The sequence below is a fragment of the Thioalkalivibrio sp. HK1 genome (assembly GCA_000583135.1).
Lineage (GTDB): Bacteria > Pseudomonadota > Gammaproteobacteria > HK1 > HK1 > HK1.
Genome location: JFBG01000044.1, coordinates 21,724 through 42,092, shown reverse-complemented (window position 1 = coordinate 42,092; position 20,369 = coordinate 21,724). Strand labels below are relative to the sequence as shown.

The following is a 20,369-nucleotide window of genomic DNA, read 5'->3' as shown; positions in this document are numbered from 1 at the left end:
TTTTGAAAGCCCGGCCCTTCGCACCGAGGCGGCATATCCTCAGCTTGGGTGGAAGGGACCGGTCTTGATATGAGATTCGATCGCTTGCGAGGGTCGGATCAGGCCAAGGCGACTCGAAAGGCTTTCCTCCATCCCATTGCATACCGTTGTCTTCGCTCTTCATCCTCCGGTCTTTTTCAAGGCTCGTTCGAAGGGATAGGGGCTTTCGCAGCGCAAAGGGTGCGCGGTTTGCGAAAGCCCCTTCCCGTTCAGGCCGCCCCCCTTAGGCGGAGGGTGCTTGATCGAGGCTTTTGGATTCCTCGCCTTTTTCGTCTTGCGGCAGCACCAAGTTGAGCACGATGGCGATCAGGGCTGCGGGAAGCAATCCCGAGACCATCAGCAATTTCCAAGTGCCCGAAAGATGTTGCAAGGCTCCGGGTTCGAGTTGCAGCCCCAAGCCGACCGCAAGGGAGATGGCGAAGATCAGCATGTTGCGTCGGCTCCAATTCACTTGGGAGAGGATCGAAGCGCCCGCCGATGCCACCATTCCGAACATCACGATCACCCCGCCGCCGAGGACCTCGATCGGTATCGTGGAGACGATCGCCCCCACTTTCGGGAAGAGTCCGGCGATGACCAGCGCCACCGCTCCGATCGTGACCACCATCCGGCTCATCACTCCGGTCATCGCCACCAGTCCGACATTTTGGCTAAAGGAGGTATTGGGCAGCCCTCCGAAAAGACCGGCGACGGCGGTACCCAAGCCATCGGCCATCGTGGCCCCTTGAATCTCCTGGTCGGTGGCTTCTCGCCGGGCCCCGCCTCGGCAGATACCCGATACATCGCCGACCGTTTCCACCGCCGAGACCACGGACATCGCGCACATGCCGATGATCGCGGCCGCGGTGAACTCGATCCCGAAGTGGAAGGGATCGGGCAAGGCGAAGAATTCAGCCCGTCCGACCGCCCCGAAGTTGACCATGCCCATCGCGAGCGCGACCAAGTAGCCCGCCAGCATCCCCAACAGCACCGCGGCGGAGCTCAGCATCCCGCGGGTGAAGAAGTTGAGGACCAAGGTCACCACGATGACGATTCCGGCGATGCCCCAGTTCAGCAAACTGCCGTATTCCGGCTTGCCGATGGCCGGCACGCCGCCGGCGGCGTATTGGATGCCGACTTTGATCAGGGCCAAGCCGATCATCAGCACGATCAACCCCGTGACCAGAGGCGGCAGGGCGAAGCGGATGCGTTTGATGAAAGTGCCGAGCAGTAGGTGGAAGATGCCTCCGACCAGTACCCCGCCCATCACCGCCGCCATCGCCCCCGCTCCCTTGCCCGCCACCAGCGGGATCATGATCGGCACGAAGGCGAAACTCGTTCCTTGCATGATCGGCAAGCGAGCGCCGATCGGACCGGCGCCGATGGTTTGCAGCAGGGTTGCCAGCCCCGCAAAAACCATGCTCATCTGGATCATGTAGATCATTTCGGGGAAATCCGGGGAGTTCGAGCCGAAGCCGAAACCGGCGGCCCCGGCGATGATGATCGCCGGAGTGACATTGGAGATGAACATCGCCAGAATGTGCTGGATACCGAGCGGAATCGCCTGAGACATCGGTGGCGTCCAGTTCGGGTCCGCCAGCTGTTGCGGCGTTCCGATTGTGGTGTTTTGCGCCATCGTCATTTCCTCCTCGGGTGCAAGGAAGCGAAAAAAGAGCCTTGTATCGAATCCCCGGCAAGCAAGCATCGACGGGGTCAAGGCCAAGCGGGCAGCGAGTTGCGAAAGCCGCATCGAACGAGGCGGCTATCGGGCAATGGTAGAGCAAACGACAAATCAATCAATGATATGTCCGTTTTTGCCAAGTCATCGCTCGAAGGGCGAAAAAGCGATCCGAAGGGTCAAGGGCTCTCGGGGTGGGATCGAGGAGCGTAGCCCGTAGGGTGTCGGGTGGATTTTTTCGACGATGAGCGACCAAGAGCCTCGATGCTTGGCCTTGTCGCGCAGGCCCGCTTTTCGATATGCGAGGCTTGAAAGGGATCGTCGCGATGGATCGATCCCGGAACGAGGGTCCGCCCATGTATCCTCTCAATGCCCCGTCGGGGGCCAGCGGAACACTTTTTTCGTAGATGTGGCGGCATTCGATCCGGATGATCGCTTACCGACGTTCGATAAAATGATCGACAATTCGAGAGGTCGATGCGATCGTTTGCGCCGCTTGAGCGCATCGAGGATAGACTTCTTCGAAGGCGGGATGTATTTCAAAGGGAGTGGCTATCGATATCGCCTCGGCCCGAGTCGCTCGGCGATAAGCGGCGAAGGGCGCAAGCCTCGAGACGATCTTCCTTCCAAAGGTCGTTCTCATCGCCTCGATCCATCCCGAGTCGACCCTCGTTTTTCCAGTCCCTCGAGACTTCGCGATCTTCGGGCCGCCAAGCCCCCCGATGTGTCGATATCGCATGTGCCACCCGTTTCGAAGCGGCGTTATCGGCCGCCCGAGGCGAAGATCCCGTCGGCGGATACAAGGCCCAAGAGCCGGTGAATGTTCTTTGCAGGCCTTGGGATCGATTCTTTGAAACTGACCAATGAGAAGAGGATGCGATATGACGATCAATGCAGGTATCAATGGTTTCGGCCGCATCGGCCGCAATATCTTGCGCGCCCTTTATGAGAGCGAGCGCCAAGACGAGATCCGAATCGTTGCCATCAACGATTTGGGGGATGCAAAGTCCAACGCCCATCTTTTGCGCTATGACACGGTGCACGGTCGCTTTCCGGGCGAGGTCGAGGTCGATGGCGATGCCCTGATCGTCAACGGGGATCGCATCCGGGTGTTGGCCGAACGGGATCCGCAGCAACTGCCTTGGAAGGAGCTCGAAGTGGATGTCGCCCTCGAATGCACCGGCTTGTTCACCGGGCGCGAGAAAGCGGGCGGGCATCTGCGGGCAGGGGCGAAGAAGGTGATCATTTCCGCTCCGGGGGGCGCAGATGTCGATGCCACCATCGTCTACGGGGTCAATCACCGAACCTTACGCGCCTCGCACGAGGTGATATCCAATGCCTCTTGCACCACTAATTGCTTGGCCCCAGTGGCCAAGGTCATTCACGAGCGCATCGGTATCGAGCATGGATTGATGACCACCATCCATGCCTATACCAACGATCAGGTGTTGAGCGATGTGCGCCATTTAGACCTGCGGCGAGCCCGTTCCGCCACCCAGTCGATGATTCCCACCGGCACCGGGGCGGCGCGGGCGGTGGGGTTGGTGCTGCCGGAGCTCGACGGCAAGCTCGACGGGTTCGCGATCCGCGTTCCCACCATCAATGTCTCGGTGGTGGATCTGACCTTGACCGCCAAGCGCGATACCACACCCCAGGAGATCAACGAGGCGCTCAAAGATGCCTCGGAAAACGATCTGGCCGGGATTCTCGCTTATTGCGATGAGCCCTTGGTATCGGTGGATTTCAATCACCATCCGGCATCCTCGATTTGCGATGCCTCTTTGACTCGGGTGATCGACGGGCGTTTGGTCAAGGTCATCGCGTGGTACGACAATGAGTGGGGCTTTTCGAATCGAATGCTCGATACTCTGTCGGCGTCGATGAGCGCACCTTAGAAAAGGGGCTTTGGCGATGCCGGTCCACCTTGAAGGAACTTCCGCATCTCGCATCCCGAGCCTTCGGGATTTCGACCTCGAAGGCCGAAGGCTCTTGATCCGCGAGGATCTGAACGTTCCGATAAAAGACGGTGTGATCGGCAGCGATGCCCGCATTCGCGCCGCCCTTCCCGGGTTGCGCCATGCCCTCGAGGCCGGGGGGCGGGTACTGGCGATGTCGCATTTGGGTCGCCCGAAGCCCGGTCGTTTCGATCCCGCGCTATCGATGGCACCGGTGGCGGTGCGGCTCGGCGAACTCCTTGATCGATCGGTACGCCTGATCGATGCCGGCGTCGAGGATTGGCCACGGACTTGCGCCGATATCGAAGCCGGTCAGATCGCCCTTTTGGAAAACCTTCGTTTTCTCCCCGGCGAGGTCGAGAACGACGATGCCCTTTCCTCGGCGATGGCCGGGCTTTGCGATATCTATGTGATGGATGCCTTCGGCAGCGCGCATCGCGCCCATGCATCCACTTGCGGAGTCGCCCGCTTCGCTCCTTGCGCCTGTGCCGGGCCGCTGCTCGAGGCGGAGCTCGAGGCCTTGGGAAGGGCCTTGGCGAAGCCCGATCGTCCCCTCGTGGCCGTGGTCGGCGGGGCCAAGGTCTCCACCAAGCTCGGGGTGCTCGAATCCCTCGCCGAGAAGGTCGATGGACTGATCCCCGGCGGGGGGATCGCCAACACTTTCATCGCCGCCGCCGGTTTCGATGTGGGGGCGTCGTTGATGGAGCCGGACCTTGTCGATCGGGCCTTGCGAATTCGCCGCGCGATGATCGAGAGCGGAAAGGATATCCCGCTACCGGTCGATGTCGTGGTTTCCACCTCGGTCGACGGATCCGCACCGGTCGAGGTGCGCGCCTTGGATGCCATCGCCCCCGACGAGATGATCCTCGATATCGGCCCGCAAACCGCCCGCGCTTACGGGGCGCTGATCGAGGGTGCGGGAACGGTGGTATGGAACGGGCCGCTCGGGGTTTTCGAGCGCACCGCCTTCGCCGCCGGAACTTGCGAGATTGCAAAGGCCATCGCCCGCTCGTCGGCTTTTTCGATCGCCGGCGGCGGGGATACGCTCGCCGCCGCTTCGGCCTTCGAGGTCGTGGACGATCTATCCTATCTCTCCACCGGCGGCGGGGCCTTTCTCGAATTCCTGGAAGGCCGCACCCTGCCCGGGGTATCGGCTCTCGAAGCCCGCCTTCCTTAGGGAATCGAAGATCTTGAATCGCCTTGTCGATCCGGCGTTTTATCGACGGCTCCTTTTTCGCGCCGCCTTCGCCTCCCTCGTTTTATCGACGGGAATCTGTTTATCGTTTATCGCCCCCGCTGCGGTTCATGCGCAGCCCGTGGCGGTCAACGGGCTGCTTCCGGTGCAGGTGCAGCCGCAGCCCTACGATGAGGACGAGGAATCCCTGCTCCGACTGCTAAGCGCGGTGGTCTCGGTGCAGGCGGTCATTCCCGAAAACGCCCGTACCGTCAACACCTTGGGGAGGGTGCGATCCGGCAGCGGGGTGGTGATCGACGGCACCGGGCTCGTCGTGACCATCGGTTATCTGATCCTCGAGGCCGAGAAGGCGTGGGTGCAAACGGCCGGCGGGCAGCGCACGGGAGCGAAGATCCTCGCTTACGACCACGATAGCGGCTTCGGGTTGCTGCGGGCTAACAAGCCCCTCGACAAGGTGGTCCCGATGCCGCTCGGGGATTCGGATCGCTTGGAGAAAGGGGGAGTGGCGGTGGTCGTATCCTTCGGGCGCTTGGAGCCTGCGATCCTGCCGGTGCAGACGATCTCGAGGCGCGATTTCGCAGGTTACTGGGAGTATCTGTTGGAGGATGCGCTGTTCACCTGGCCCCCGCATCGGGATTACGGAGGGGCGGCGTTGATCTCCACCGACGGCGAGCTCGTCGGTATCGGCTCGCTCGTACTGTCCGATGCCGACCCCGAGGCGGCGGAGCCCAAACACCGGATCGGCAATATGTTCGTTCCCCTCAACCATCTCAAGGAGATCATCGCGGATCTGATCGCCCAAGGACGATCGTCGCAGCCTCCGAAGCCGTGGCTCGGTCTACATACGAGGCAGGGCGAGGACGATCGGGTGATCGTGATACGCGTGGCCCGGGACGGCCCGGCAGCCAAGGCCGGGATCGAGCCCGGGGATCTGATCGCCGAGGTGGAAGGCAAGCGCGTGCGCGGTCTGATCGATTTTTATCGCATCCTATGGAAAGGGCGGGTGGCGGGGGATCGCATCACCCTCGATATCCGGCGAGACGGCCGGATGTTGGCGGTCGAGATCGATTCCATCGATCGTCATCGCTGGCTCCGCTTGTCATCGCCCTAGAAATCGGCTTTTCCCGCGCCCTTTTTTCGACTTGGCCCATCCCGATATTTATTCGAAGAAGCCGAGGGTTTGCGATGGGAAGAAGAAATCGATCGATAGACAAAGCGAGGAGCACCAAAGTGGCCATCGAAGGCGGATGTCTATGCGGCATCGTTCGTTATGAAATCACAGGTCCCTTGACCTTTGCGGATCATTGCCATTGTTCGATGTGTCGGCGACAGCATGGGGCGGCGTTTTCGACCTACGCCGCCTTCGACCCGAGTCATTTCAAATGGCTATCGGGAGAAGACTTCATCAAGATATACGAGACATCGACGGGTGCCGGATGGTGTTTTTGCAGCGAATGCGGCTCTTCGTTGGCAGGCACCGAACAAGGCCGAATCACCTGCATAACGCTGGGCACCGTCGAAGGGGATATCGATATCGAACCGGCTTTGCATCTCTTCGTCGGCTCCAAAGCCAAGTGGTACGACATCGCCGACGATCGACCGCAGTTCGAAAAAAGACCGCCGGTCACCTGCGAGCCTCGATGAGTTCCTGATGGGTTCTTTCTTGAAAAGACGAGCGCATCCTTGGCCGCCGATGGTCGGATATCGGCGGCCGAGCCAAGGCCTCGATCGCTTCGCTTAGGCGGTGAGTCGGTCGAAAGCCTCTTTGTATTTGCCGGCGGTTCGCTCGATCACCTCGGCATCCAAGGAGGGGGCGGGTGCCTTTTTATTCCAACCCTTCGCTTCCAGCCAGTCTCGAAGATATTGTTTGTCGAAGCTCGGGGGACTGGTGCCCACGGCATATTCATCCGCAGGCCAAAATCTCGATGAATCCGGGGTCAGGACCTCGTCGATCAGCGTCAGCTCCCCATCGTCATCGAAGGCGAATTCGAATTTCGTATCCGCGATGATGATGCCGCGTTCGGCCGCGAACTCCGCCGCCTCTCGATAGATACGGATGCTGGTATCGCGCACCTTCGAAGCCGCCCGCTCTCCGATCAAATCCACCGCCGTCGCGAAATCGATATTCTCGTCGTGCGCCCCGGCGTCGGCCTTGGTCGATGGAGTGAAGATGACCTCCGGGAGTTGTTGCGCCTGCTGCAACCCCGAGGGCAGATCGATGCCGCAGACTTGTCCGGTGCGCTGATAGTCTTTCCAGCCGGAGCCGATGAGGTAGCCGCGCACGATGGCCTCGATGGCCAAGGGCTTCAATCGACGAACGACCATTGCCTGATCCCTCACCCGTTCCAGGATATCGGCATCTTGGATCACATCGGAAGGGGTGATTTGCGCAAGATGATGGCGGACGATCGAGGAAATGCGCGAGAACCAAAAATGCGAAAGGCCGGTCAGCACCGCTCCCTTGCCGGGAATGGGGTCGGGAAGCACCACGTCGAAGGCGGAAATGCGATCCGTGGCCACGATCAGCAGGTGATGATCGTCCACCGCATAGATATCCCGCACCTTGCCGCGTCCGAGCAATTCCAGCTCGGGGATCTCGGTTTCGAAGAGCGCCGGTTTCGGCATGCTTTTGGCTCCTTTATGGATCGAAGAAGAGGATTTCCAAGGAAACGACCGAGGAAATGACGGGATCGATCCCGTTTTTCACTCGTCCGCCTTCCAACCGCCCTTCATGTCCGGTAGTCGTTTATGAGAGACGGATCTGAATTATATCCTCGACAAATATCGTTGATGGGGCAATTCTTGCAGTCGGGATTACCGTGATTCAGACAATAATTTCGACCGATGGCGATCAGCCCATCATCGAATTCGGATACTTTATTATTCCCTTCCATCAGAAGGGGGTGCTGAAATCGCTGAATTTGAATTCTTTCAGATCGCCGTCTCGCGGTTTTCAAGTGATTGATACAAATATCGTTATAAAGATCGACGATCGATCGAGGAACCGATTTGCTCACGGGCATATTACGGATATTGGTGACTCGAATATAATCGGTATCTCCCTTTCCCCCTCCTTCTTTGATGACTTCTTTTTTTTCATATTCGGATTCCTCCGCCAACTCCAAAAAATAACCGGATCTCCATAATACGCGCCCGGCATTGGAATCGAAAGGTACCTCGTAGGAATATTCTCCCCAGCCGGCATCGTGGTTTTTATCGATCAAGCGAAATCTGGATACTACCCACTTGGCGAAAAGATGACATGCTTTATCCCCGATCGCTTTTCCCAGACCGTATCGATGATGAGATTTTAAATTCTCACTCATTTTTTCCGACGAAGGGAAGCTGGAAAGATAATCGGTAAGGCATGTCGCATCTTCGTCGATATCGCAGTCTTTGGACAGTAAATAAGGAACCGCAATGGGAACTCCCCAGCGAAAAATGGCGTAGTTAAGAGTCTGCTTGCAATTATCCATATATAGATTGTATCTACCCGGGGTGGATTGATTCCTCGCTGCCCAATCCTTGGATCTGATCCCTTTGATGATATCATGATGGCGGATAATATCGTCTACGGAAATGTTGATCTCCTCGAAGAAATCCACGGGTTTATGAAAAATTCTGATCTCCTTGGAGTAAAGATCGTTGATGATACCGACCATCATCTCTCTTACACCCTCGATATCCGGCCCTTGATCCAATACCGCATTGAGAAGCAAAAATCGTAAGATTATCTCCCTTCTGGTGCATCCTCCATCTCGTTTGTCGAGGTTTTCTACTTCCAGATCACCATAACGAAAAAAGTGATTGAATGCATCGATGCTCCTCACGGGAGGATCCAGTGGTTCGGATCTCCCGAATTCGGATATTTTACAAGTTAAATTCGACAGAAATTTTAAATCCATGATCCCGCCTTTATTTTTTCGACCCGAGGTATCAGCTGATAGGGTCTTTCCTTTCGATCGAAAATTCGCTCGATCGATAAATTGATATAGTCCATCTCGATATCATATCCGACGACTTTTCGAGTGTGCCGCAAGGCGACCTTTGCCGTTTGTCCGCTGCCGGAAAAAGGATCGAGAACTTCATCCCCTTTTTGAGAATAAAGGAGTGTCAATCGACGCACTATTTCGTCGGGATAAGGGCAAGGATGATCGATCGTTCGTGGAGGAACCGGGGCGATATGCCAAATATTATTGGCGATATCTCGTTTGAAAAGATCGTCGATCGGAAGGGCGGAATCGACATCCCTTCGAACCACATCCCCTTTTTTGAATACTAAAATATATTCACTCATGATATTGGGATAGTAGTAACCCGATCTCGGATGCTGAATAAAAGAGCCGGCGCGTTTGACGCCTCCGGTTACTTTATTCCAGATGATATCCTGATGAAAATTCCATCCATCGGAGATCATCTGCGCCGTGAAGTCGAAGGGAGCGGGGAAGTGCTTTTTATTCTTCAATATGGTGCCCAGCACCACGGCGCAAAATCCACCGTCCATCGTGACCCGATAGACCTCCTTGAAAATGACGCTCATTTGCAAGAGCCATTGCTCGTAAGTCGCCCCGCACTTGTCATAAGCGCGTTGACGATACCAAACATCGTTTCCTTTGTCGGCATGCAGGTCGTAGTCGATGGCATCCCAGTAAGGGGGGGAGGTGATTGTCAGTGCGATGCTATCGTTATCGAGTTCTTCCATATTTTCGGATGACTTGCAATAAAAGCGCCAGCCGTCACCGGCCACGAGATTTTTTCCGGCTTTTTTTCCGGCCTTGGTGATGCGGAGTTTCGCTGACGAAGGTGCCTGCTTCGAGGACTTGCGCCGATATTGGCGCGTTTTGGCGGTTTGACCTTTTAGCAAAGCCAACTGATCCATCGTCGTTCACTCCTTTTTACGTGGTTGAATCTCGGGCGCTATCTTTGCGTTTTCCGATGCCTTTTCGGATCGAAAAACGATCGTCGACAAAGCACCGATCCGCCATCGGGGGATCATATCCCGTCGGGGCTTGTTTCGTTGCCGATATCGCCTTTGTTCTGTGGCGATCGATCCTTACTCGTTAGAGCCGCTTGCCGGTTTTTTGGCCGAACGTGCATGCCATCGCCTCCGAGGGCGAGGCCCAAGGTCGCCCCCACGATACCGCCGCCGACGATGATGACATCGTATTTCATCGAGATCCCTCGAGGTCTTGATCGTCTTCGTCTTCGAGCGATGGCGCGGGCGTCGGCCGGATCCCCAGCGCGAGATCCGGCACCTTGCCTGCAAGCCCCGTCGCTTGGCGCGTCAAGGCGCTTTCGAGCCCCGTCATCTCTTTCCTTCACAAAGAAAGCTTACGGCCTGTTGCGGGTGTGCCGGGTGTGGAAGATCAACCGCTCCGGGGTATATCGTCATCCGAATGCAGCCAAGGACGGTCGTCCTCGCCAAAGGCCGGGGCCACACGGCGAGATGCCCGATACGCCCATGACCGAAGCCATCGAACAGGTCATCGAGGACAGCCCGTTTCATGGCGAAGGATACCGCAAGGTGCACGCGCTCTTGCGATTCAAGGACGTGTACAACGAACAATGGATGATCGAGCGCCACGGGCATCGCTCGCCGAGCCAGTTCATACGCGACGAGACGGGAGAAATCCCGATCGCCGCCTGATCTGCGAAAGTTGTTTCAACAACCCGAGTGCGCTACATGGCCCCGGCTAACGATTCATATCAGCTCTTGGGTCTTGTCGTCGGTTTCGCCATAACGACTCAACGCCGGCGGCTTGAGTCCTTCATAAGCCTTTTCGATTTGTGCATTGATGGCCCGGTTGTTCTGTTCGAACAGGCTGTTGCCCGCAAGGTCGCTTTCCACCAGCAACGGCCCGAAGTTCTCTACTTTCAGGACCCAGATGGCTTGTGCGATTCCGAGTTCATCCAGCCAATGCGCGGCTTCCACCTCGACGATGCCGCGTCCGAGCAGTGCACCCGTGCCGTATCCGACGGTCGTCAGGTAAACGGCGCCGGCGGGAACAAAGATGTCGCGGTAGTGCGCTTCGCTCATTCCGCCCTTGCCGATGATGACGCGGCACCCGCTGACTTCGAACCATCGGGGCAACCATTTGGCGAAGCGGAAGCTCGCGGTTGCGGTAACCGCACCGACGTTGAAACTGCCGTCGTCATTCACAGAGGCTGCCGGCGAACAATGAAAGTTCACGTTCGCAATGCGAGACAGGTCATCCGGTGGCGCCATGCCGTCTCCGAGGATACGCTGATACACGCCTTCGCGGCCCGTCATGATGAGCCCGTCGAGATACACCACCGTTCCGACTTCAATCCCTTCGAGGTCGGTGCGGGTGATGGGCGTCTTCAGCCGGATTGTGTTGAGATTTGCTTTGCTGTTGGCCATCCGATGCTGTTCCTGCGCATGTAAGGGGTGAACCACTGCGGGTCGGTGCGATACGCGATGCCGCCGTCGCTGAAGAGTCGCGCAGTTGCCCGACGCGACGACAGACAGAAGCAGTGCACGCTCATGGGCATGCCGCCCGTGTGCGTGTAGCCAACTTCGATGTGGGTGTCGACCACCATGGAGCGCCCGGCAAATCCCATGGCACCCATGCCGATCGAGTTGCCGAGTTCTGTCAGTGCGAGTTCGAGCGCCGCGATCTCGAGATCGGGGTTGCGGTCCCCGACCGTGCGAAGGCACGCGGCCTGTTTGCCGAGCACCATCGTGGTGTCTTTGGAGCCACCGAGCCCGATGCCTACGATGGCGGGTTGGCATGCAAGCCCCCGCTTCCCGAATGCGACCATCGTGTCCAGGAAGAAGCGCTTGATGCCGTCAACCCCATCGCCTGGAAACAGCATGCGGTAGTCGGTACCGAACAGTCCGCCTTTGTGAACGGTGGTGATGTCGATCCAGTCGGCGTCGGGTTCGAAGGACCATTCGATCTCGGGCGCGTTGATGCCGACATTGTTGTTGTTGTCGTGACGCGATAGCGGATGTACCCGGTTAGGCCGAAGGGGTACTTCTTGAGTTGCACGTGCCGTCGCGCCGCGAAGTGCCGCTTCCAGCGCAATGAATCCACCTTCGATGCCCGCTTCGTTACCTACCTTGACGTAGTAGCGCGGTACGCCGGTATCGGCACACATCGGCCGGCGATCGTTGTTGGCGACCGTCCAGTTATCGAGCATCGATTCCAGCACGAAGCAAGACAATGGCCCTGTCTCTTCGCCCGACATCGCCTCGATGCCTTGTCGGTAGTCTTCCGGGATTTCGATTCCGGCCTTGCACATGATCTGAAACGCGGCCTCGTCCAAAGCCGCGATTGTGATGACGCTCATCAGCGACGTCCTCCCATACCGGCGGTCGGCGGAGCGCCCGCTTCGTCTTCAATCAGTGACTTGCCGGGTTTGACGATGCAGAAGTCCACGGGCTCGGTATCGAAACTCAATCCCGTATCGGACTTACGTATGACGGTGTAGCGACTCGACTCGAGTTCGCCCGTGTCCGGAAAGTCCTCTCTGTAGTGCGCACCGCGCGAGTTTTCACGCGCAAGCGCGGCCCGGGCGATGGTCTTGGAGATCAGGATCTGGGAGTCCAGATTCAGCCAGTCGTGCCACGTGAGATTGAAGGCCCGTCCCGCATCCGCAATGCCGGTCCGCTCGAGCGTTTCACCGAGTGCGTCAAGATCCGAGATGGCCGCCGTCAGCGTTGTTTCGTCGCGCAAAATGCCGACCTTGTCCCACATGAGGTCCTGCAGTTGGAGCCGGAGTTCGTTCAGGTTCCCGCCAGTGGCATCGAAGGGTCGCAAACAGTCGGCGGCAGCTTCGGCGAGGGCATCCTCATCCGGATCGCGTAACCCTTCGTCACGCACGAACGCAGCCATCCGCTCACCTGCGATGCCACCGAAGACAGTCGAGTTGGCAACACCGTTACCGCCCAGCCGGTTGGCGCCGTGCACGCCACCGGTGTCTTCGCCCGCAAGGAAGAGGCCGTGCAGGTCGGTCGTGCAGTCTTCATCGAAGACGACACCACCCATCATGTAGTGCGCGGTTGGCACAACTTCAACGCGGTCACCAGCCAGGTCGAAACCGCAGTCGGCGCAGCGCGTGACCATGCCTTTGAATTGCTGCGCGACCTTTTCGGGGCCCAAGTGTTTCATCTCGATGTATACGCCGCCGTTCGGCGTCGTGCGTCCGTCGCGCATCTCCTTGTAGATGGAACGCGATACGATGTCGCGCGTCGCCCGTTCGCCGTGTTCGTGGTAGTCGAACATGAAGCGAGTGCCTTCACCGTTCAGCAAATGCCCGCCTGCGCCACGAAGTCCTTCCTCGAGGACCGTGCCGGTCATGCGCGTATCGCGGCCGGCAAGCAACCCCGTCGGATGGAACTGCACCATCTCCATGTCGCGCAATGCGAGACCTGCGCGGAGCGCCATGGCCATGCCGTCGCAAGCTTTGTCGCCCGATGGTGTGTGATAGCGGTACATCGTGGGGCCGCCGCCCGCCGCCATGAGCACTGACCGTGCGCGCACGAAGCGCAGGTCGCCGGTGCGCATATCGATGAACAGCACGCCGGCAACGCTCGCACCGTCGGTTGTACATATCAAAGAGACGGCTCGGTGTTCTTCGAGGCGCGCGATGTTTCGCGACCAGATCTGTTCCAAGAGCCGATTGATGATCTCGATGCCGGTCAGGTCGCCCTTATGCACGGTGCGATCGAAACTCTGACCGGCAAACGCCTTTTGGTGCATCGTCCCGTCGGGGTTCCGATCAAAGAAGCAGCCGACTTCGTTCTCGAGTTCATGGATACGTTCGACGGCGGTTTCGACGAGACGCCAGGCCAAGCGTTGGTCGGGAAGCCACTTGCCACCGACAATCGAGTCCATGAAATGCCGCTCGATGGAGTCGCCGTCGGCAATGGCGACGTTGTAGCCGCCTTGCACCATGCGTGTGCAGCCACATTTTCCAAGCAAGCCTTTGGCGGCGACGGTGATGTCGAGCTCGGGGTTGGCCTGATGCGCGTGCAATGCAGCAAACAACCCGGCACCACCGCTACCGATGATCAACACATCCGTGTCATGTCGTTCGATATTCATGCGGACTGACCGAGGTTGAAAGCAAATACGAGACTGACTGCGACCGCCGTTCCGGATGCGATGGAGATCCAGGTGCGCTGTCGATCCGACCAGATCCAGAGTTCGGCCATGAGCAAGCGGAGCCCGCCGGTCAGATGTAAGGCGAGTGCAAGCACAAGCAACCACTGTGCGAATTTGAGCAACGGCGAATCGGCCCAGGCAAGAAACGAATCCATCTTTTGTGCGCCTTCGAGCGCGAGCCCGAGCGCGAGGAAGTGCAGCGGTAAGAACAACGCCAGAGCCAAGCCGGAGATTCGATGCGCGAGAAACGCCCAGTAGCCTGCATGTCCGCGATGAGGGCGGCCGATCATGAAACCGTCACCGCGAAAACCGCGCGTAAGCCGAGCAGTAGAGTCAGCACCACGAACAAGTGGGCGATAGCAGCCGTGGCCCCGCGATTGAGAGCCGTCCACTCATCGAGTATGTTGCGCAGACCCAGTCCGGCATGCAGGGCAACGCTGACCACGAAGAGCGTATAAAACAAGCCCCACGCCACACTGCCTTGCGTACGCCCGAGAATCTCTCCGGCACTCAAGCCCCCTCGCACCGCGTAGATGACGAGCCCGAGATGCACAATCACCACGGGCACCATCACGAGTGCGCTCAGGCGTTGTAGAACAAAGGCGAGCGGCGTCATGATAGCTTCAACCGTCCGGATAAATACGCCCTCGACAAGGCCTTTTTCAATCCCGCGATGGCTGCTGACGGATCCAGCCCGACTGGACAGTGTTGCGTGCACGATTGGTGCGTATGGCAGCTCATGCAGCCACCGTTCACCGCAACCGACCGCAAAACGTAGCCAAGATGCGCATCGCGCTCATCGTTGAAAGCAACCCAAGCCCGGTTCAATGCCGCCGGACCGAGGTACTCCTTGCGCCAACTCACTACATCGCACGCGGAGTAACAGACCGCGCAGTTGATGCACTCCACGTGCGCGTTCGCCGTCTGCCGTGCGGGTGAATCCGGCTTGATTCGGGCGTAAGCATCGCGCCGGGTCGCAGCACCGTGGAAGCGTCCGCGAGCGCTTTGCCACTTCTCGAAGAACGGCGTCATGTCCGCCGCAAGGTCCTTTATGACCGGCACATTTCCGAGCGGCTCGATGGTCAGTGAATCGCCGTCGGTCACTTTGTCGACATGCGTACGGCACGTCCAACGCGGGCGACCATTGACCGTCATCGCGCACGACCCGCACATCCCGACCCGACAGGCGAATCGATACGCCAAAGATGGATCGTCATTGCGTTGGACCCAAGTGACGACATCCAGAACCGTCTGGCTGGCCTGACGGGGAACGTTATAGTGAACGAGCCCGCCTTCAGCCCCCCCGCGCCATATCCGGACTTCGAGCGTGTCGCTCACGAGCGCTGCGACCTCGGACCGCCGCCCATCGTGCCAGTCCCTACGAATCCGATCCCGTCGATCTCGCTCACTGCCTTCCCCTTGTCTTGTGATAACCGAGGTCGTTGCCGCTTCGTGTTTGCGAACATCCGGCCATCGAACCGACCACCATCGCCCGGTCTCGCATCCGCCCGGTCTCGCATCTCCCCGCCCCGTGTCCGGGTCAGGCTGTCCGCGGATTATCTTTGAAAGTTCCTGTTTATAAAAACGACTTTTTCTTTACTGACTGTTAATCTTTGCTTACTTTACGAGAAAGGGAGATACAGCCATGTCAATTCGTCGACTGGAAACCTTGGTCGCCGTGGCCGAGACCGGCACGTTTGCAAAAGCGGCGGATAAGGGATTCATGACGCCGGCAGCGGTCAGTCAGCAGATGAAGGCGCTCGAACGCGAACTGGGCGTCACGCTGTTCGACCGGAACAAGCGCAGCCCCACGCTGACCCCGATCGGGCATGCGCTGGTCCCCAAGGCGCGCGAGGTTGCGCTCGCATACCGGGGGCTGGTCGGGTCGGTCACCGGTGAGGTCGAACTGCACGATGAGCTGACCATCGGCGCCGTACCAACCACGATGGCGGGACTGGTCCCGCGCGCCGTGAGCTCGCTTAGAGACGCCCACGCCGGCGTGCGTATACGTATCGTCCCCGGCCTATCGAGCGATCTGCTACCGCAGGTTGACCGGGGGTTTTTGGATGCGGCGATCTTGAGCGAGCCGGCGCGCGCGTACCGGCACCTGCGATGGCGGCCTTTCGCGGAAGAGCCGCTGATCGTTCTGGCTCCGCCAGACGCTGCGGAAGAGGACCCGAAGGCGCTACTGGAAACCTATCCATTCATTCGCTTCAATCGTCGGGCTTGGGTAGGCCAGCGCATAGACGAGTGGTTACGCGCACAAAACGTGCAGGTTAGCGAAACGATGGAGCTCGACACGCTGGAGACGATCTCGACCATGGTGTTCCACGGCCTCGGCGTTTCCATCGTTCCCAAACGGTGCGTACCCTCGCCACGTCCATTTGCACTCAAGCGGATACTGCTGGACGGATCGGTGGCTCCGCGGCTGCTCGGTATTTTGAGTCGGCGCGACAGTACCAAGTTCCGGCTGCTCGACATCGTTTTGGAGGAATTGACGCGTACGGTCGAGGACAGCGGTCAGGTCCGGGCGATTCGCGAAGAAGACAACGCGTAGCGACAACCCAAAGCGTCGACATGGCGCATGAGCCGGCCAGCGGGACCATCCCCGGTGCTCGTGTCGCAATATGGCGTCAAACCCGCCGGGAATCGACAGTTATCCTCACGCACCGGACCTGCGAGTTCCTGCACAACAGCCTGTATCCGTCGCCAATCGCGAAGGTTGTCATGCCGGTCCACCTGTTTCGGACCTTCGGAGGCTAAAATGATGTACGCACATCAAAAAAATCCTTGACTTGACGTACGTACATCATTTAGACTCGTCTTGCCCGGTTACGAGGGTGCGAAACAATCGGAAAACGCCACCGCTTGATCAAGAGCGAGGAGAACGAACATGAATCTGCGAAAGTTGACGTCAGTCGGGGTGGTATCCCTTGCCGCCGCCGGCTTCACCAATGCGGCACAGGCCGAGGACCTGACCTTGTGCTGGGCCGCATGGGATCCGGCCAATGCGCTGGTCGAGCTGAGCAAGGAGTTCGAGGAGCAAAGCGGCCATACCATGCATTTCGAATTCGTGCCTTGGCCGAATTTTGCGGATCGGATGCTCAACGAGCTCAACTCCGGCGGCAAGCTGTGCGATTTGCTGATCGGTGATAGCCAGTGGATCGGTGGCGGAGCGGAAAATGGCCACTACGTCAAGTTGAATGACTTCTTCGACAAGGAAGGCATCAGCATGAGCGACTTCGCCCCGGCGACGGTCTACGCCTACTCCACTTGGCCCAAAGGCACGCCGAATTACTATGCGTTGCCGGCGATGGGCGATGCCAACGGATGGTTCTATCGCAAGGACTGGTTTTCCCGAGATGACATTCGCGCGGCCTACAAACAAGCCACCGGACAAGAACTGGGCGAACCGAAGACCCAAAAAGAGCTGCTGCAGATCGCGCAATTCTTTCAAGAGCGGGAGATCGACGGGAAGAAGGTTTACGGGGCGGCGATCTTCACCGAGCGCGGTTCCGAGGGCATTACGATGGGGGTTACCTCGGCCCTTTATCCTTGGGGATTCGAATACGAAAACACCCCGGGGAAATACGATATGGAGGGGGCCGTGAACTCCCCCGAAGCGGTCGAGGCGCTGGAGTTCTACAAGGAGCTTTACGAAACGGCGACCCCGCCGGGCTATACCAACTCCTACATGGGCGAGAGTCTGGATGCGTTCAAATCCGGTCAGGTGGCGATGGCGATGAACTGGTTCGCATTCTTCCCCGGGCTCTATGCCGACCCCAATACCGGTGGCGACAAGATCGATTTCTTCGTCAATCCGCCGCAAAACGTACCGGGCTCGACACTGGGCGGACAGGGGATTTCGGTGGTCTCCTACTCCGATAAACAAGAGGCTTCCCTGGAATATATCAAGTGGTTCGCCGATCCTAAGGTGCAGGCCAAATGGTGGAGCATGGGCGGTTATTCCGCGCATAACTCGGTTCTGGGCAGCGATACCTTCGAAGATAGCGCTCCCTTTGCCGGGGACTTTTTGGTGGCGATGGAAAACGTCAAGGATTTTTGGCAAGAGCCCACCTACGCCGAATTGCTGCTGGCGATGCAAAAGCGTATCCACGATTATGTCGTGGCCGACCAGGGCACGGCCAAAGAAGCCTTGGATAAGCTGATCGAGGACTGGACGGAAGTCTTCGAAGACGAAGGCAAACTGTAAAAAGTTGCCAAGACATGGAGCCGGCGGAGCGATCCGCCGGCTTCTATCGAAATATCCCTATCGATATCCGGCTGTTTGATCGGCACCTTCTTCTCGGATCCCCTCGATGATCGAAAAACCGCTCAATCGCCTGGCGCAAGCCACACCGACGCCTATCGCCCGCCGGGTGAAGGGATTGTCGGATCGAGCCATTGCCTGGATCTTCGTCGGACCGACCATCTTCTTGCTGTTGGTGATCAATATCTTTCCGTTGATCTGGACCATCAACTTGAGTTTCACCAACTTCAAGGCCAATCGCATCGGGCGGGAGATCGAATATATCGGCTTGCGCAACTATGAACGCATCTTGGGAGACAGCGATATCTGGCTATCGATGCAAGCGACGGCGCACTTTTTATTCTGGACCTTGTTTTTGCAAGTCATCATCGGGTTCACGCTGGCTTGGCTGATCAATCGAAAATTTCGGGGCAACGATCTTTGGACCACGATTATCGTGCTGCCGATGATGCTATCCCCGGCGGTGGTCGGCAATTTCTGGACTTTTCTCTATCAACCGCAAATCGGATTGTTCAACTATGTCGTGGCGTTTTTTACCGGCGCCGATCCATCGAGCTTCGAAATGTTGGGCTCGGTGAACTTGGCACCGTGGGCGATCGTCATCGTCGATACTTGGATGTGGACTCCCTTCGTGATGCTCATCTGTCTGGCCGGTCTGCGCAGCATCCCCAACTATATCTACGAGGCCGCGGAAGTTGATCGGGCATCCAAACTCAGGCAGTTCTTTACCATCACCATCCCGATGGTCTTGCCGTTCTTGATGCTGGCGATCTTGTTCAGAGGCATCGAGAATTTCAAGATGTTCGATCTCGTGGTGCAGTTGACCGGAGGGGGACCGGGATCGACGACCGAACTTGCGTCGATCAACTTGAAACGAGAAGCCTTCGAGAAATGGCGCACCGGTTACTCCAGTGCATTTGCCATTATCTTGTTCGTAACCGTCTTCGGTCTGGCGTCGATTTATGTCAAAGCCCTCAACAAGGTGAAGGAGCGATGAGTCACTCCATTACCGATGCCACCTTGAGGCAAAAGACCATTGCCGGTACGCTGGTGATTCTTTATGCGTCGATCACCATGGTTCCGTTGCTTTGGATATTCATGACCGGTTTCAAGACCCCGCCGGACAGCATCAGCTACCCGCCGAAAATCGTCTATCAACCCTCGCTGGAGGGTTATGTCAATCTATTCACGACGAGGACCCGGGTCAGCCCGGAGAAACTGGCGGAACTGCCGCCGCCTAAAAACTTCGCCGAGGAGATCGTTCGCAATCGGGAGATGGTGATCGCCGGGCCCTCCAAATTCGGCGAACGCTTTTTGAACTCGATCATCATCGGATTCGGATCGACTTTCCTTAGTATATTCCTCGGCACCTTGGCGGCTTATGCTTTTTCGAGATTTTCGATCCCCTTGGCCGACGACCTGCTCTTTTTCATCCTGTCCACGCGCATGATGCCGCCGATCGCGGTGGCGATCCCGATCTTTTTGATGTACCGGCAACTCGGATTGAGCGATACCCATCTAGGCATGATATTGCTCTATACGGCGGTCAATATCTCGCTCGCCGTGTGGCTATTGAAAGGGTTTATCGACGAGATCCCCCGTGAATACGAAGAAGCGGCATTGATCGACGGCTATACCCGTTTCCAGGCTTTTTACAAGGTGGTATTGCCGCAGGCCGCAACGGGGATCGCCTCGACCGCGATCTTCTGTCTGATCTTCGCTTGGAATGAATATGCGTTCGCGGTCTTGTTGACCTCCGGCACCGCGCAAACCGCACCGCCCTTCATCCCCACCATCATCGGGGTCGGGGGCTTGGACTGGCCCGCCGTGGCCGCCGGAGCGACGCTGTTCTTGCTGCCGGTGATGATCTTCACCGTGATGCTGCGCAAGCATCTACTGCGGGGAATCACTTTCGGAGCGGTACGCAAATGAGCGATTTTTTCCAAGGATTGATCCGCTTTCGACGAGGCCCGTGGGAGCTGCTGGCAACGCTGCTGATAGCCCTCGGGGTTTTCATGCTGATGCAGCCTTTTGTGATGTGGGCCTATACCTATTCGTTCATCACGACCTTGATCGGAACGGTGATGTTCATCGTTGTCAGTCATTTCCCGAAGGATTGAAA

General features: G+C 58.0%; 22 protein-coding genes. 10 read left to right on the top strand and 12 right to left on the bottom strand.

The features are described 5' to 3' along the window. Positions 1-262: 262 nt before the first annotated feature. On the bottom strand, positions 263-1,654 hold the full coding sequence (locus BF99_RS0111965; protein WP_025771041.1) for a uracil-xanthine permease family protein: 1,392 nt from the start codon (positions 1,652-1,654) through the stop codon (positions 263-265). Positions 1,655-2,577: 923 nt separating this feature from the next. On the opposite strand from BF99_RS0111965, the gene gap reads away from it, so the two are divergent. The 4 genes from gap (at position 2,578) to BF99_RS0111935 (ending at position 6,490) form a co-directional block, all read left to right on the top strand. After that, on the top strand, positions 2,578-3,591 hold the full coding sequence (gene gap, locus BF99_RS0111950) for a type I glyceraldehyde-3-phosphate dehydrogenase (protein ID WP_025771039.1): 1,014 nt from the start codon (positions 2,578-2,580) through the stop codon (positions 3,589-3,591). A 16-nt stretch (positions 3,592-3,607) separates the two neighbouring features. Further along, positions 3,608-4,828 carry a phosphoglycerate kinase gene (locus BF99_RS0111945; protein ID WP_197019122.1) on the top strand — a complete coding sequence of 407 codons (1,221 nt, stop codon included), beginning with the start codon at positions 3,608-3,610 and terminating at the stop codon, positions 4,826-4,828. A gap of 13 nt (positions 4,829-4,841) precedes the next feature. Continuing rightward, positions 4,842-5,957 carry a S1C family serine protease gene (locus tag BF99_RS0111940; RefSeq protein ID WP_051482894.1) on the top strand — a complete coding sequence of 372 codons (1,116 nt, stop codon included), beginning with the start codon at positions 4,842-4,844 and terminating at the stop codon, positions 5,955-5,957. 119 nt (positions 5,958-6,076) lie between these two features. Then, positions 6,077-6,490, top strand: coding sequence for a GFA family protein (locus BF99_RS0111935; protein ID WP_025771036.1), 414 nt, complete (start codon positions 6,077-6,079; stop codon positions 6,488-6,490). 93 nt (positions 6,491-6,583) lie between these two features. On the opposite strand, the gene BF99_RS0111925 is transcribed toward BF99_RS0111935, so the two are convergent. The 5 genes from BF99_RS0111925 to BF99_RS22990 all read right to left on the bottom strand — a co-directional run bounded on the left by BF99_RS0111925 (position 6,584) and on the right by BF99_RS22990 (position 10,155). Continuing rightward, positions 6,584-7,471, bottom strand: coding sequence for a phosphoribosylaminoimidazolesuccinocarboxamide synthase (locus tag BF99_RS0111925; protein WP_025771035.1), 888 nt, complete (start codon positions 7,469-7,471; stop codon positions 6,584-6,586). Between the two features lie 104 nt (positions 7,472-7,575). Next, positions 7,576-8,676, bottom strand: coding sequence for a hypothetical protein (locus tag BF99_RS0111915; protein ID WP_025771034.1), 1,101 nt, complete (start codon positions 8,674-8,676; stop codon positions 7,576-7,578). A gap of 65 nt (positions 8,677-8,741) precedes the next feature. Beyond that, on the bottom strand, positions 8,742-9,725 hold the full coding sequence (locus BF99_RS0111910; RefSeq protein ID WP_025771033.1) for a DNA-methyltransferase: 984 nt from the start codon (positions 9,723-9,725) through the stop codon (positions 8,742-8,744). Positions 9,726-9,838: 113 nt separating this feature from the next. After that, the gene (locus BF99_RS0111900) at positions 9,839-10,018 is read right to left on the bottom strand and encodes a hypothetical protein (protein ID WP_025771032.1); all 180 of its coding nucleotides are present in this window, start codon (positions 10,016-10,018) and stop codon (positions 9,839-9,841) included. After that, positions 10,015-10,155 carry a hypothetical protein gene (locus BF99_RS22990; protein ID WP_156013293.1) on the bottom strand — a complete coding sequence of 47 codons (141 nt, stop codon included), beginning with the start codon at positions 10,153-10,155 and terminating at the stop codon, positions 10,015-10,017. The genes BF99_RS0111900 and BF99_RS22990 overlap by 4 nt, the downstream gene beginning before the upstream one ends. Before the next feature lie 152 nt (positions 10,156-10,307). Here BF99_RS22990 and BF99_RS20860 point away from each other — a divergent pair, with 152 nt between their 5' ends. Beyond that, on the top strand, positions 10,308-10,493 hold the full coding sequence (locus tag BF99_RS20860) for a hypothetical protein (RefSeq protein ID WP_038098215.1): 186 nt from the start codon (positions 10,308-10,310) through the stop codon (positions 10,491-10,493). 54 nt (positions 10,494-10,547) lie between these two features. Here BF99_RS20860 and BF99_RS0111885 read toward each other — a convergent pair whose 3' ends face one another. From BF99_RS0111885 to BF99_RS0111860, 6 genes are read right to left on the bottom strand one after another with little or no spacing between them, the layout of a single operon-like run. After that, complete coding sequence (locus BF99_RS0111885; protein WP_025771030.1) at positions 10,548-11,228, bottom strand: fumarate hydratase C-terminal domain-containing protein; 681 nt, start codon at positions 11,226-11,228, stop codon at positions 10,548-10,550. Next, a complete protein-coding gene (locus BF99_RS0111880) occupies positions 11,189-12,160 on the bottom strand; it encodes a fumarate hydratase (RefSeq protein WP_025771029.1) in 972 nt (323 codons plus the stop codon). The genes BF99_RS0111885 and BF99_RS0111880 overlap by 40 nt, the downstream gene beginning before the upstream one ends. Beyond that, positions 12,160-13,917 carry an L-aspartate oxidase gene (locus BF99_RS0111875; protein WP_025771028.1) on the bottom strand — a complete coding sequence of 586 codons (1,758 nt, stop codon included), beginning with the start codon at positions 13,915-13,917 and terminating at the stop codon, positions 12,160-12,162. The genes BF99_RS0111880 and BF99_RS0111875 overlap by 1 nt, the downstream gene beginning before the upstream one ends. Next, positions 13,914-14,267 (bottom strand): succinate dehydrogenase, cytochrome b556 subunit, encoded by a 354-nt coding sequence (gene sdhC / locus BF99_RS0111870; protein WP_025771027.1) that lies wholly within the window; start codon positions 14,265-14,267, stop codon positions 13,914-13,916. Before sdhC ends, BF99_RS0111875 begins: the two co-directional genes overlap by 4 nt. Continuing rightward, positions 14,264-14,593: a succinate dehydrogenase gene (locus BF99_RS0111865; protein ID WP_025771026.1), complete on the bottom strand. Its 330-nt coding sequence runs from the start codon at positions 14,591-14,593 to the stop codon at positions 14,264-14,266. The genes sdhC and BF99_RS0111865 overlap by 4 nt, the downstream gene beginning before the upstream one ends. After that, positions 14,590-15,315 carry a succinate dehydrogenase/fumarate reductase iron-sulfur subunit gene (locus tag BF99_RS0111860; protein ID WP_025771025.1) on the bottom strand — a complete coding sequence of 242 codons (726 nt, stop codon included), beginning with the start codon at positions 15,313-15,315 and terminating at the stop codon, positions 14,590-14,592. Before BF99_RS0111860 ends, BF99_RS0111865 begins: the two co-directional genes overlap by 4 nt. 307 nt (positions 15,316-15,622) lie before the next feature. Here BF99_RS0111860 and BF99_RS0111850 point away from each other — a divergent pair, with 307 nt between their 5' ends. The 5 genes from BF99_RS0111850 (at position 15,623) to BF99_RS0111825 (ending at position 20,367) form a co-directional block, all read left to right on the top strand. Next, positions 15,623-16,534, top strand: coding sequence for a LysR family transcriptional regulator (locus BF99_RS0111850; protein ID WP_025771024.1), 912 nt, complete (start codon positions 15,623-15,625; stop codon positions 16,532-16,534). A 336-nt stretch (positions 16,535-16,870) separates the two neighbouring features. Beyond that, the gene (locus BF99_RS0111845) at positions 16,871-18,190 is read left to right on the top strand and encodes an ABC transporter substrate-binding protein (protein ID WP_025771023.1); all 1,320 of its coding nucleotides are present in this window, start codon (positions 16,871-16,873) and stop codon (positions 18,188-18,190) included. A 106-nt stretch (positions 18,191-18,296) separates the two neighbouring features. Continuing rightward, positions 18,297-19,244: a carbohydrate ABC transporter permease gene (locus tag BF99_RS0111835; protein ID WP_025771022.1), complete on the top strand. Its 948-nt coding sequence runs from the start codon at positions 18,297-18,299 to the stop codon at positions 19,242-19,244. Further along, positions 19,241-20,179 (top strand): carbohydrate ABC transporter permease, encoded by a 939-nt coding sequence (locus BF99_RS0111830; RefSeq protein ID WP_025771021.1) that lies wholly within the window; start codon positions 19,241-19,243, stop codon positions 20,177-20,179. The genes BF99_RS0111835 and BF99_RS0111830 overlap by 4 nt, the downstream gene beginning before the upstream one ends. Then, positions 20,176-20,367, top strand: coding sequence for a hypothetical protein (locus BF99_RS0111825; RefSeq protein WP_025771020.1), 192 nt, complete (start codon positions 20,176-20,178; stop codon positions 20,365-20,367). Before BF99_RS0111830 ends, BF99_RS0111825 begins: the two co-directional genes overlap by 4 nt. The last annotated feature ends 2 nt before the right edge of the window (positions 20,368-20,369 follow it).

What these genes read in the sequence shown, in the direction of transcription:
- BF99_RS0111965 (WP_025771041.1), bottom strand. Translation starts at nt 1,654, where the DNA reads ATGGCGCAAAACACCACAATCGGAACGCCGCAACAGCTGGCGGACCCG.
- gap (WP_025771039.1), top strand. Translation starts at nt 2,578, where the DNA reads ATGACGATCAATGCAGGTATCAATGGTTTCGGCCGCATCGGCCGCAAT.
- BF99_RS0111945 (WP_197019122.1), top strand. Translation starts at nt 3,608, where the DNA reads ATGCCGGTCCACCTTGAAGGAACTTCCGCATCTCGCATCCCGAGCCTT.
- BF99_RS0111925 (WP_025771035.1), bottom strand. Translation starts at nt 7,471, where the DNA reads ATGCCGAAACCGGCGCTCTTCGAAACCGAGATCCCCGAGCTGGAATTG.
- BF99_RS0111910 (WP_025771033.1), bottom strand. Translation starts at nt 9,725, where the DNA reads ATGGATCAGTTGGCTTTGCTAAAAGGTCAAACCGCCAAAACGCGCCAA.
- BF99_RS0111900 (WP_025771032.1), bottom strand. Translation starts at nt 10,018, where the DNA reads ATGAAATACGATGTCATCATCGTCGGCGGCGGTATCGTGGGGGCGACC.
- BF99_RS22990 (WP_156013293.1), bottom strand. Translation starts at nt 10,155, where the DNA reads ATGACGGGGCTCGAAAGCGCCTTGACGCGCCAAGCGACGGGGCTTGCA.
- BF99_RS20860 (WP_038098215.1), top strand. Translation starts at nt 10,308, where the DNA reads ATGACCGAAGCCATCGAACAGGTCATCGAGGACAGCCCGTTTCATGGC.
- BF99_RS0111885 (WP_025771030.1), bottom strand. Translation starts at nt 11,228, where the DNA reads ATGGCCAACAGCAAAGCAAATCTCAACACAATCCGGCTGAAGACGCCC.
- BF99_RS0111880 (WP_025771029.1), bottom strand. Translation starts at nt 12,160, where the DNA reads ATGAGCGTCATCACAATCGCGGCTTTGGACGAGGCCGCGTTTCAGATC.
- BF99_RS0111875 (WP_025771028.1), bottom strand. Translation starts at nt 13,917, where the DNA reads ATGAATATCGAACGACATGACACGGATGTGTTGATCATCGGTAGCGGT.
- sdhC (WP_025771027.1), bottom strand. Translation starts at nt 14,267, where the DNA reads ATGATCGGCCGCCCTCATCGCGGACATGCAGGCTACTGGGCGTTTCTC.
- BF99_RS0111865 (WP_025771026.1), bottom strand. Translation starts at nt 14,593, where the DNA reads ATGACGCCGCTCGCCTTTGTTCTACAACGCCTGAGCGCACTCGTGATG.
- BF99_RS0111850 (WP_025771024.1), top strand. Translation starts at nt 15,623, where the DNA reads ATGTCAATTCGTCGACTGGAAACCTTGGTCGCCGTGGCCGAGACCGGC.
- BF99_RS0111845 (WP_025771023.1), top strand. Translation starts at nt 16,871, where the DNA reads ATGAATCTGCGAAAGTTGACGTCAGTCGGGGTGGTATCCCTTGCCGCC.
- BF99_RS0111835 (WP_025771022.1), top strand. Translation starts at nt 18,297, where the DNA reads ATGATCGAAAAACCGCTCAATCGCCTGGCGCAAGCCACACCGACGCCT.
- BF99_RS0111830 (WP_025771021.1), top strand. Translation starts at nt 19,241, where the DNA reads ATGAGTCACTCCATTACCGATGCCACCTTGAGGCAAAAGACCATTGCC.
- BF99_RS0111825 (WP_025771020.1), top strand. Translation starts at nt 20,176, where the DNA reads ATGAGCGATTTTTTCCAAGGATTGATCCGCTTTCGACGAGGCCCGTGG.